The organism is Shewanella sp. LZH-2, from assembly GCF_016859145.1.
Taxonomy (GTDB): domain Bacteria; phylum Pseudomonadota; class Gammaproteobacteria; order Enterobacterales; family Shewanellaceae; genus Shewanella; species Shewanella xiamenensis.
The window spans coordinates 3,033,083-3,044,056 of sequence record NZ_CP069350.1 but is presented as its reverse complement, the minus strand read 5'-3'; the positions used below and the strand labels follow the sequence as shown (position 1 = coordinate 3,044,056).

Below are 10,974 nucleotides of genomic sequence, written 5' to 3'. Positions count from 1 at the left end.
GTTTTTTAATGATCAAATTGTTTTCGAACAAAGCAGCTAAATGCGATTTCATCAAAAATAGTTTTTAAAATTCAGTTGGTTATTGGTAAGGTTCAGATATTGTTCGTCAGCCGAGCAGAACTGAGTAGAATAGGGCTGCCGTTAAACTCAGGTGTTATTGAGATAACTTAATGAAGATTGAGCTTTTTTTTATACCATTAGCCGAGATGGATGCTGAAATGGTGAGCCGTTGTATGGCGCTGTTGAGTGAGGACGAGCGCGCAAAAGTGGCGCGTTACCTTGCGCCCAAGGCGCAAATGAATGGCTTATTGGTGCGAGCGGCGCTGCGCTGCGTCTTATCCCAAGGACTGCAATCTCGCGGTGAATCTTCACCTTACTCCTCCCAACGACTGATTGCGCCGCAGGACTGGTGTTTTGAATACGGTGAAAAGGGCAAACCCGGCCTCAGCCATGAGCAGTTTCTGTGTACTGGCATGGAGTTTAACTTAAGCCACAGTGGTGACTGGTTATTGATTGCCTTGGCACAAGATGATGACACGGGCGAAGCCGCTAAAACAGTGCTGCCTCGTTTAGGTTTGGGGGTGGATATTGAGCGCTCTCGAGGCAACACCAGTATTTACCCGATCCTTAATCATTATTTCTCCCCGATTGAAGCTGAGGCCTTATTAGCTCTTGAGGGCGAGGCGGCGCAGCGGCAGCGATTTTTTGATCTCTGGGCGCTGAAGGAGTCCTATATTAAGGCAACAGGTTTAGGCTTAGCGCAGTCGTTAAAATCCTTTGCCTTTGAGTTGATGCCCGATGCACTTGTCCAGACCCATTCAAACCAAATCGCGCTTCGCCATGAATGGGTTGAACTTAAAAGGCGAGAACCCTTTGCGTTACCTAGCCAGCTTAAATTGTATTGCGAGATTAAGCTGGTCACTGAACCTCTGCCCGATTCTGCGCATCCGCAGCCAGAAAACTTGCACGTGCAAAGTTACTTTGGCCGACTAAATGATGAATACCGTTTTGGCTTGAGTCTCATCTATTCTAACGCGTTACCGAATGTGCAGATTTCGATGACGCTTGCCAGCATCAAATCGTTGTTAGCGGTTAGTTTGGCTGACTAAGGCTTATTTACTCCTATTGCTCAGTTTGCAGGTTGCTGCTTTGATATGACAGAGTCATTCATCTTGGATTAAACATAGCTGGTTATAGTCATGTCATAGCATTAACTCACAAGGGTTTTTATGACAAAACGGAATTGCTTTTTACGTGCGTGCTTTTCACCTGCTGGTCTTTTATCGACAACTGCTGTGGTGCTACTCAGTGGCTGCGGTTATTTTGGTGGCGATGAAAAACAACAATTAGAGCAAGCATGGCTTGCACAAGACCCTCAATTACAGCAAGTGGTTGAGCAAATTCGCAGTCGCGGACTCGATGTTGTGGCTCAAAGTGCGGCGGCGGGCACAGTGTCGGCCTGCGTGACAGAGAAACTGATGCAAGATCCCTTAGGTAAGTTAGTCAATGTCGAAGGCGCCTTAGTGGAGTCGGCCAAGGTGGCAGAATTACTCGGCGACCTACAGAAGCTAATGGAACAAGAGGTGAGTTTTGAGCAAGTGGCAAGCTTGCTGCAAAAGGGCGCCGATGCCGCGGCCTATGCGAAAAGCCTTATTGAGCAGCAAGGATTAGATCAAGCGATGCAAAGCCTTAAACAAATGGCACTGGCGAGTGAGCAATTTGCCCAGCAGGATTTAGGCGCGCATTTTCAGCAGTTATTACTGGAGTGTAAAGCTACTCCTGCTGCAACGACTTCTACAAACTAATCTTGTGTGAATTTCACATCCTCATCCTATAAAAACGCCCTGAATATTCAGGGCGTTGAATTATCTACTTGGTAATCGGCGGTAGTGGGACAATTTCAAAGTTGGCATCGAACTGGACTAAGGTTGACATAATTTTACCGAAAGCGGTTTTATCGCCTTCCAGTTTGGCACTGCCGTTAGCCAGCAAGTCTTTAAGGGTCGTTTTACCGAGTAAAATACCGGTAATATAACGCTTATCAATATAAAGATTGGTATCAGCCTCCATCGGCTTATCAACTTGAATATTGCTTAAATTACCATTGCTTAGCTCTACATAGAGCGTTTCTTTAGTGTCAGGATTAATCACATTAAGCCTTAACAGCCCAAGCTCTGCAGCCTTGATGCTATCGACTTTGACGGCGAGAAAGTCAAACAGGGTTGAGATATCCATTTCACCTAAAATATCAGCTGAGGCTGATTTAGGTGCACCGGGCTGGACTCCTGCGCGTAACTCTTGGGCACCCGTCAGATAAATATTGCGCCAGCCAGCGCCTTCGGCTTGATAACCCAGTTGTTCATAGGTATCGGCAAGTAATTGTCTGGCTTCTGTGTTATTAGGTTCTGCCATCACCACTTTATTGAGTGCGGTGGCCACAAAGCGGTATTCGCCTTGGGCATAGTCGGTTTTGGCATGTTTAAGCACGGCGTTAGCGCCGCCCATATACTCAACAAATTTGGCGGATTCATCCTTTGTGGGTAATGGGTTTAAGTTGGCCGGATTCATATCGAAATAGCCGAGGTACATGTTGTACACGGCTTTAGCATTGTGGCTGTAGGTGCCGTGGTAACCATTGGTGTACCAAGTATCGCGCACGGCTTTAGGGATAGTGGTTTGAATCGCATCGCCAATATCTTGAATACCCACCCCATTATTGGCTAATCGCAGGGTTTGATTATGGACTAGGCCATAGTTATCCCTTTGCATTCTTAAGTAGGCGTTGACATCCGTATTACCAAACACGGGCGCGGAGTGGGCTTCAAACAGTACCTGCGCATCATCACCAAAGCGTGTTAGCAACGCATTGATATTTTTAGACCATTTGATGGCATCCCGTACTTTTGCCCCACGTAAGGTGTAAATGTTGTGCATGCCATGGTAGGTGAGTTCAGCCGTCCATAGAGCCTTCATTGCGGGAATATAGGTGGCCATTTCCGACGCAGCTTCTGTGCCCGAGGCATCCATAAACACCATTTCGATACCATCGATAGTTAGCGTTTCCCATTTATCTTTGCTGTTAAGGGTGATATCGGGTTTTACATAGGTGACTTCGCCTTTGGATAAGCCTTTGGCAAGTGCGGCATCGACAATGCCTTGTTCATTGCGCTCTAATGTGGCGCCGTATTGATAGGCGGCGCGGCGACTCATGGCATTTCCTGCGAGGACGTTTTCGTCAACAATTTCTTTGGTGATGTTATGGGAACCATAGACTTTGACGTTTGGAAACATGTCTTTAATGGCGCGGGAACCGCCAAAATGATCTCCATGGCTGTGGGAATAAATCATTGCGACCACAGGTAAATCATTGCCCTCTGGTAAGTGTTTTAGTGCAAATTCAAGGGATTGCTTGGCGGACTCTTTGGTGAGCAATACGTCATACAGGATCCAGCCTGTTTTACCGCGGATAAGGGTTAAGTTGGCTAAGTCGGTGCCGCGCACTTGATAGATGCCGTCGGTGACCTTGTATAAGCCGTTAGACACCATATTCAACTGGGCCTGACGATACAGTGACGGGTTAACTGTGTCAGGAGTTTTATCGCCAATAAAGCTGAAATCGGCCCGTAAAATCGCTGCAGTAGGTTCATCGAGTTCGGCGATAAGATTCTTCGAAAACGCTTCAAAGGCTTTTTTATCGGCAAAGTTAAGGGTGGCTGCTGTGGCCTTGTTTACCTCTATGGTTTGTTTGGTAGCAGGCTTGCCTTGATAGTGCAGGCTGATGTGCTCATGCTCGTGTTCAGCGGCGACTGCGCTTAAGGAGAAGCTGGCGAGAATACTGATTGTCATCAAAGATTTTTGCATCATTTTACCTACCAATAAGTGGGATTGTGTCGTTGATGGTTTGAGTATAGCCAGCTTGTATATTTAGATAACTCGAGTTAGCTTGGGTTGTAATATTTATCTTGTGAATGAGTGTTTCCCCTATGCCGACACAAAAGCCGTTAGATTTAAACTTATTACGTGTGTTTATGGTGGTTTATCGTACACGTTCGTTTACCCAAGCGGCGCAGGAGTTAGATTTAACTCAGTCTTCCGTGAGTAATGCCATTGGCCGATTGAGATCATGGGTAGGAGAGTCGCTGTTTACTCGGGTTGGGCGTGGAATTGAACCAACCGCAGTAGCTCGAGAGATGTATCGCAAGTTTGAGCAACCCATGGCCGATATCGAAACCGTATTACTTGGGTTTGAGCATTTTGATCCCCGCTCAAGCCAGCGGCGCTTTTATGTATATGCCAATGAGTCGGTTATTGAAACGCTGCAAGCAGGTGTGCAAGCTTTATTGTTGGATGCGGATATCGAAGTGATTTTTCGTGAGTCGCCGCCACAGGAGGCTGAGTTATATCGCGATATCTTGCTTGAGCGGGTTGCGGTGGCGATCGATATTAAACCCGCACAGCAAACTTTACTCTCAAGTAAATTACTCTTTACTGAAAGTTTAGTCTGTATTGCCAGTAAGCAGCATCCTCGTATTCATGGAGCCATTACTCATCAACAGTATTTTGAGGAGAAACACGTATTTTTAAATTTGCGGCGTTTTAATTTGACGGCGGGGGATTTGTTTACTGAAGGCGTGTTACCAAGGCGCAGGATGTACAGTGAACAGTCCTCTCTATTAAGTATGTTTGCAACCGTAGGTAAAAGTGAGGCGATAGGTATTGCCCCTTTACGTTATGCCAGTCAATACGCTGAAATGTTTGGCCTACAAATACTACCTATGCCACTAAAAACAAGACCAATTGATTTATATATGGTGTGGAGCAGTAAATATACCCAAAACCCGAGTCATCAATGGTTACGAAGCTTATTACTCAGTGCCAGTACCATGACAACAAATGAAAAAGCGCTGGTTCAGGCTCGTAGCGAGTGAATCAGCGCTTTTTGCGTGTTTATCTTATTGTTGTAAGAAGGTATCTATTACTGTCTGGCTAACCTGTGGCTTTCACCCGGATGCTCAAAGTCACTGCGGTAGGGGTTAATGTCTAAGCCGCCACGACGGGTGTAGCGGGCGTATACAGTTAACTTAGCACAGTGACAGTAATGTTTTAGGTCGACAAAAATTCGCTCGACACACTGTTCGTGAAACTCATTATGTTGGCGGAACGAAATCAAATAGCGCAGTAATTTTTCGCGATCGATTTTTGGCCCTTGATAACGGATCATCACACTGCCCCAATCGGGTTGAGAGGTAATTAAGCAGTTTGATTTCAATAGATTAGAATTGAGTGTCTCAGCGACAATCTGTTTTTCATCTGTGCTGCTTTCAAGATAATCAGGATTAAAATCATAATCACTGACTTCAATATCCAGATCGTCAATGCAAGTGCCTGGCAGTTCGACGACACGTTGAATTCCAAAACTTTTAGGCTCAATAATCTTAACGTTAACATCGCCTTGGGCACATTCACTTAGATCTTTAACTAAGGTTTTTTGCACCGCATCGAGATTGTCGAATTTGGTTTGATTAAAACTGTTTAAATACAGTTTGAAGGATTTTGACTCGATCAGATTTTGGCTTGCATGACTTAGCTGAATGTCGGCGATAGCCACCATAGGTTTACCCTTTGCATTTAGCCAAGACAGCTCATAGGCCGTCCAGATATCGGCTCCGTGGAAAGGTAAACTCTCCGCAGTCAGGTTGATAGCGTTACGGTTAAGTGAGCGAGGAACCCCTTGCAGCAGCGATGCATCATACTCGGCTTGGTAATCAGTAGCTTTACCTAAAGTTAAGCTCGCAAGTTCTTTTGCATCACTATAGGGATCGTGATTCTGTGTCATCAATACTGTTTCCATGTCAAAATAGGCGCACATTATACCCGAAATTGGATTGTGCTTAAGTGTCTTGTCTGCCTGCTCTCGATAAATTTTTGCAAAACTATCATCAGTCTTACCTATCAACTTTAGGCGAATTACCGCGATATTACCCGCGAAGTGAGCCATCTTTGTGCATTCAAGGAGAGTTTGATGAATCATCCGATGAGGCGGTGAGCTGGTTACCTGTTAAACGTGAACAAGTAGGCAGCTTTGCGAATGTTGAGCATGCACTTGAACTTAAATTATGGTCTGATATCAATTACTTCTATGGTGAGTATTTTGCGGCGCCCGTGCTATTTGATTCACCATGGGGCACAGGAGAATTACTACAGGTATGGAACGAGGTGGATTTTGACGCGTTGCAGCAAAATATCATTGGTCACTTGATGATGAAGCAAAAACTTAAGCAACCACCCACCTGGTTTATTGGTTTGCTTGATGAAGGCGATAAGATGCTAACGGTGGATAATGCCGATGGTAGTGTATGGGTGGAAATCCCCGGCGAGCTTCCCTCTACCCAATTGGCGCCGAGTTTAGCGGCGTTTATTGAGGCGTTATCGCCACGTATCGCGCCACCCGTGAAACATGAAGAATTGCCTATGCCGGCGCTCGAGCATCCTGGGATTTTTGCCAGCTTTAAACGTATGTGGCACAACCTGATTGGTAAGCGTTAAGCGCGTTGAAATGCAGCAAGGCCTAAACATAGTAAACTCGACATGCATATCTAGCCTGTCGAGTTTAGGCTTTAATAAGGCAAGGCTATTGATGATCCCAAGACAAGTTAGACACTATGCGGCAAGGTTCGCAGCGAAAGTGAAACATATCCAATAATGGCTCATCGAGTTTCCAGTCGTGACTGCCACAACGCGGGCAGGGGCGTGCCAGCTCAGATTGCAGATCCTGCCCCCCGACGCGATACAAATAATAGTAAGTGGGAATTTTAGTAAGGTATTCGATTCGGCCGCGTAAATCCCAACCTCGTCTAAATAAATCACTGTTTGGACTCGATAATTCTTCTAGCGCTGCAAATTCTGCCTTAGTGGCGGCCGCCATTTGTAACTCATCACAGGCTTGCCACTCGGTTTGCCAGCGGATAACTCGCTTATGATCGCCATTAAAGGTCGCAGGGATTTGATACAGCGGAATAGGTAATAAGTTATCACCACTACGCAGGGGGGAACACATATGCACATAGCTAGTGTAGAGCAGCTGCCAGCTGGGCGGCTCAGTGTTACTGACCTCAGAATTAATATCCTGACCGATAAACTTTTCACGTGGCGCCAGTAGTTTAGCCTCGGTTAATTCCGCCAGCGCTTTTTTCACCCAAGGGCTATGGTAACGATGGGCCAAACTGTTTTTTTCCGGCGTGAGTAGGCGTACTCGAAATTCGCCCTCATTAAAGGCTACGGCAAATTCGCGGCCGAGGATTTGGCCATTAGCACGATAGGCTTCGAGCAATTGATTGATGGCACGTTCTGCCGCACTGATGGTGGTATCGGCAAAGCATTCAAAGCGCAATTCGGTGACAAACATTAAGCGGATTTTCCTTGGGATTCGAGTTGACTGACACGTTGTTTCAGCTCGATAAGTTCATTTCTGAGTTGCATGATCTCGTTGTTTTTTAACGCGAGGGCCTGTTCAATGCCTTGTTGCAACTGGGCTAACTGTTGCGCCAATGTGGCGACAGTGAGTGGTGAAGCTTCGGCGGTATGTGTTTCTTCAATCACGGGCTGTGATTGGGCCGCTAAACGTTCCCGCTCGGCTTTAGGTACCGATTTAAATTGCTGTAATCCTTGGATTAATATCGGCATAGGGATTTTGTTACCGACACGGCTTTTTATCAGGGCAAGGCTTGGTGTTTTACCGCTGGCTTCGAGTGCGCAGGCTGCTGCTAACACTTGGTCAATGGGACTCATAATAAGTGAAATTCCTTAATGTATATCGTGTTTTTCACTAACTTACTGTGATGTGGTTATTTTAGTTTTTATAAATCAATGTATTGCTGTTTGGCATTGATTTTGCTTTTTAACAATTTTTATAACAAGTACACAGGAAGTCATAATATGAACGCAAATATTAATCGCAAACTCATCGCGGTCACGTTTTTAGGGTTAGCAAGCTTAGGTCTTAGCGGTTGTGTGGTCAATGTCGGCGATGGTGAATCTAAGTGGGATAGCAGCGAATCTTGGGAAAAAACACAGGATAAAAACCGCACTAATCTGACTAAGCTCAGCCTTGGCATGAGCAAAGACCAAGTGATGACGCTAATGGGAGCAGCAGACTTTAGCGAGTCCTATTTACAACAAAGCGCAGGACAAGCAGACAAAGAAGTGTTGGTCCTCTTTTATCGCACTCAGCACTCCCATAGCGATGGTAAAACCACTAAGGATGAATGTACGCCTGTAGTGTTGAGTAACCATGTTTTAGTCGGTTGGGGCGACACTGCGTATCAAAAGATTTAACCCCAACTGCCCCAAAATATACTTGAAAGCCCTAAAAAATTAGGGCTTTCTTAACTGAGCATCAAGCTGCTCAATCAGTTCGGTCCATTGTGCATCAGCCTCTAACGCTTCGGTGAGAAAACTCTTTTGCGCTTGTGTCCAAAAAGGCGCTTCAGTTAAGTGTATTTGTGCTGCCAGCTTGTGAGTCGCAATAAATTGCGCAATAGCATTGGGTTGGCTCTCTAATCCCAGTTGTTCAAATAGATGGCTTAAATCAATTGGCGTAGTATCCATTCGATCTCTCCCTTGGTTAGCTTTTTATCTAGGTTATGCATCTCTTTAGGAAATGCAATCGATGATTAAAATTTGCACTTTTTGGTTTCCTTGATACATTGATAAAGACTCATAAGAGTGTGATCTAAATCAAGGAATTCTAACAATGGACAATAAAACCTTGGATGAGTATCGTGCCGTTTATCTCACCGCAGAAGATTTACGCTTGGCCGCTTCAATTATCTACAATGCGTATCATGATGATCCCTTTTTCATTAATGCGTTATCCACCGCGGATAAATTTGCCTACGAACAAAAATTACGCGCCGCAATTCGCGAAGAACTCAATACTCTATGGCAACAAAAGCAGGCCTTAATCGGACTCTTCGATGGTGCTCATTTAGTGGGGGTTGCTTGCGTTGTCACCCAAGAAGTGCCACTCGGAGAAGGTCGCTATTGGCACTGGCGGCTCAAAATGTTGCTGGGTACGGGGTGGCAATCGACCCAAGCTATGATGAAAAAGGAATCGATTATTTTGGAACTGTTACCCAGCCAGCGTTGTGGGATTTTGCAATTTATTGCCTTAGCGCCAAACGAGCAAGGTAAAGGGCTGGGCCATCAACTTGTTCAAGCGGTAGTGAGTTGGTGCGATGAGCAGCCAAATCTTGAAGGTATTGGGGTATTCACCTCGCAGGAAGCTCATATGCATTTATTTAAACAACATGATTTTGTTTTCTTGGGTGAATTGACTATTGGTGGTGTGGCTGGGCAATTACTTTTTTATACAGGCCAACAAGATGAATAAACGTTATCGCTCTTTCGCTGAGTTTTATCCTTTCTATCTCTCCCAGCATCAAGACAGTCGTTGTCGGCGGCTACATTTTATTGGAAGTATTCTGGTATTGTTTTTATTAGGGGCTGCATTTATCACTGCCGCATGGTGGTTGTTGATGCTGATCCCGCTTGTGGGATATGGATTTGCTTGGGTTGGTCATTTTGTCTTTGAGCGTAATCGACCTGCGACCTTTCAATATCCTTTGTACAGCTTGATGGGGGATTGGGTGATGTTTGTCCAAATTCTTTTGGGAAAAGTAAAGTATTGAATCTGATATTCCGGTAAGAAGCTGACAAGCGTGTGAGAGATCGCTTACAAAGCCTGTAAGACAATATGTTTTCTTGTTGATTGTTTTATAATCTGTAGTTTTAAAAGTTATTTAATTTCAATTTGTTATAAATTCCGCTTTGCTGGTTGAATGAGATTTTCCCGGGTTGTTGTTCTTATGGGGGAACAACAAAGACAGAATTCACGTAGAATTTATTTGTCGCCAAAACACATGGATAGCACGGATTGCAATACGGGCAAAACGGACGCAAGAAGCAACTAATTTAGGTTCTTGGATTTGAACCTCTGGCGGTAGGAAAACTGTCATAAACCAAGGATAGGCTAAGGAAAAGCAGGATAGCTTTGTCAAGGATGATACAGGATATAATACTTGTTAGGACGACAGGTTTCAGGATGATAAAGGACAAGCTTAAGGATTAAGCATGTACTCGGTGCAGGATGTATCGAGTTAAGGGATAAGTATAAGGGTGAACAGCTTGTACTCGTCTATGGAAGGCATTGAGCAGGATGCATTATGGAATGAGTCATAGGATGTGACTGGTGCCGGAATAGGATTTCCGGGTCAAAGGATTGAGTGTTATGGTTAAGCCATAACACAGGGAGGATTAGGGATACAGGGATGCTGTAGGATGCACATAAACGCATGGATGGTGCAGGGAGCACAAATAAGCAGGATGGCTTACAGTGAATAAATGGGGCGTACACAGTGCGCCCTTTTCTTTTTTGTCTTTTGAAGCTGCAGCTTGTATCCAGTCATTTTATAAATATTGAATTGCAAATCCGTCCAATCACCCAGTTCACAGCTCATCAAGATTGTAATATCAACCCGCTTATGCATTGATAACAATGCGCAATGATACTTTTGAGTTGCTTGGTTCTAGTGGTTGATACTAACCAAAGTATATGGAACTTGGCGTCGCTTAGAGGCTGTTCATAATTCTGTGTCAAAATGTCCATTTTTATAATTTTAACGGTAGTGGGATAAAAGGGATTGTCGATTATTGCTCCTTTATGCGGCGATTTACGGCTTGGTTGGTTCTGAGTCTTTATTGGCAAGCAAACTAAATTAGTTGAGAGGATTAAAATTGCCAGTTTCTTTGTGAGATATGTCTCACAAGTATGTAAGTAATTTGTAAGTTTTTTGACTGATAAAAACCGTCATATTCCATCAAATATAGTTTAATCAGTGTGTTAGGTTTTGCTTTTAATCATGTCGTTATTATTGCGGTTTATCTTTTTATTTTAACTAGCGCAAATTTCATCAT

The 10,974-nt window shown here is 44.5% G+C and carries 12 protein-coding genes; 7 read left to right on the top strand and 5 right to left on the bottom strand.

Translation table 11 applies throughout. The features are described 5' to 3' along the window. Positions 1-170: 170 nt before the first annotated feature. Positions 171-1,109 (top strand): 4'-phosphopantetheinyl transferase superfamily protein, encoded by a 939-nt coding sequence (locus JM642_RS13510; RefSeq protein WP_203431967.1) that lies wholly within the window; start codon positions 171-173, stop codon positions 1,107-1,109. Positions 1,110-1,229: 120 nt separating this feature from the next. Further along, entirely contained in the window at positions 1,230-1,805 is a 576-nt protein-coding gene (locus JM642_RS13505; RefSeq protein WP_239000445.1) for a hypothetical protein, read from the top strand. A gap of 64 nt (positions 1,806-1,869) precedes the next feature. Here the strand turns inward: JM642_RS13505 and JM642_RS13500 are convergent, their stop codons facing one another. After that, positions 1,870-3,861: an alkyl sulfatase dimerization domain-containing protein gene (locus JM642_RS13500; RefSeq protein ID WP_203433814.1), complete on the bottom strand. Its 1,992-nt coding sequence runs from the start codon at positions 3,859-3,861 to the stop codon at positions 1,870-1,872. A gap of 122 nt (positions 3,862-3,983) precedes the next feature. On the opposite strand from JM642_RS13500, the gene JM642_RS13495 reads away from it, so the two are divergent. Continuing rightward, the gene (locus tag JM642_RS13495) at positions 3,984-4,928 is read left to right on the top strand and encodes a LysR family transcriptional regulator (RefSeq protein WP_047537009.1); all 945 of its coding nucleotides are present in this window, start codon (positions 3,984-3,986) and stop codon (positions 4,926-4,928) included. 47 nt (positions 4,929-4,975) lie between these two features. Here JM642_RS13495 and queF read toward each other — a convergent pair whose 3' ends face one another. After that, positions 4,976-5,836, bottom strand: coding sequence for an NADPH-dependent 7-cyano-7-deazaguanine reductase QueF (queF, locus tag JM642_RS13490; RefSeq protein WP_203431966.1), 861 nt, complete (start codon positions 5,834-5,836; stop codon positions 4,976-4,978). Between the two features lie 59 nt (positions 5,837-5,895). Here queF and syd point away from each other — a divergent pair, with 59 nt between their 5' ends. Beyond that, positions 5,896-6,546, top strand: a complete 651-nt coding sequence (gene syd, locus JM642_RS13485) for a SecY-interacting protein (protein WP_203431965.1) — start codon at positions 5,896-5,898, stop codon at positions 6,544-6,546. Between the two features lie 85 nt (positions 6,547-6,631). Here the strand turns inward: syd and JM642_RS13480 are convergent, their stop codons facing one another. Both JM642_RS13480 and JM642_RS13475 read right to left on the bottom strand, forming a co-directional pair. Further along, positions 6,632-7,405 carry a Zn-ribbon-containing protein gene (locus JM642_RS13480; RefSeq protein ID WP_037416681.1) on the bottom strand — a complete coding sequence of 258 codons (774 nt, stop codon included), beginning with the start codon at positions 7,403-7,405 and terminating at the stop codon, positions 6,632-6,634. Beyond that, positions 7,405-7,788 carry a hypothetical protein gene (locus JM642_RS13475; RefSeq protein WP_069454604.1) on the bottom strand — a complete coding sequence of 128 codons (384 nt, stop codon included), beginning with the start codon at positions 7,786-7,788 and terminating at the stop codon, positions 7,405-7,407. Before JM642_RS13475 ends, JM642_RS13480 begins: the two co-directional genes overlap by 1 nt. A gap of 147 nt (positions 7,789-7,935) precedes the next feature. Here JM642_RS13475 and JM642_RS13470 point away from each other — a divergent pair, with 147 nt between their 5' ends. Continuing rightward, positions 7,936-8,334 carry a DUF3192 domain-containing protein gene (locus JM642_RS13470; RefSeq protein ID WP_047534614.1) on the top strand — a complete coding sequence of 133 codons (399 nt, stop codon included), beginning with the start codon at positions 7,936-7,938 and terminating at the stop codon, positions 8,332-8,334. Positions 8,335-8,373: 39 nt separating this feature from the next. On the opposite strand, the gene JM642_RS13465 is transcribed toward JM642_RS13470, so the two are convergent. Beyond that, the gene (locus JM642_RS13465; RefSeq protein WP_037416690.1) at positions 8,374-8,607 is read right to left on the bottom strand and encodes a DUF2789 domain-containing protein; all 234 of its coding nucleotides are present in this window, start codon (positions 8,605-8,607) and stop codon (positions 8,374-8,376) included. 145 nt (positions 8,608-8,752) lie between these two features. On the opposite strand from JM642_RS13465, the gene JM642_RS13460 reads away from it, so the two are divergent. Both JM642_RS13460 and JM642_RS13455 read left to right on the top strand, forming a co-directional pair. Next, entirely contained in the window at positions 8,753-9,391 is a 639-nt protein-coding gene (locus JM642_RS13460) for a GNAT family N-acetyltransferase (protein WP_037416694.1), read from the top strand. Continuing rightward, positions 9,384-9,689: a DUF962 domain-containing protein gene (locus JM642_RS13455; RefSeq protein ID WP_037416696.1), complete on the top strand. Its 306-nt coding sequence runs from the start codon at positions 9,384-9,386 to the stop codon at positions 9,687-9,689. Before JM642_RS13460 ends, JM642_RS13455 begins: the two co-directional genes overlap by 8 nt. The last annotated feature ends 1,285 nt before the right edge of the window (positions 9,690-10,974 follow it).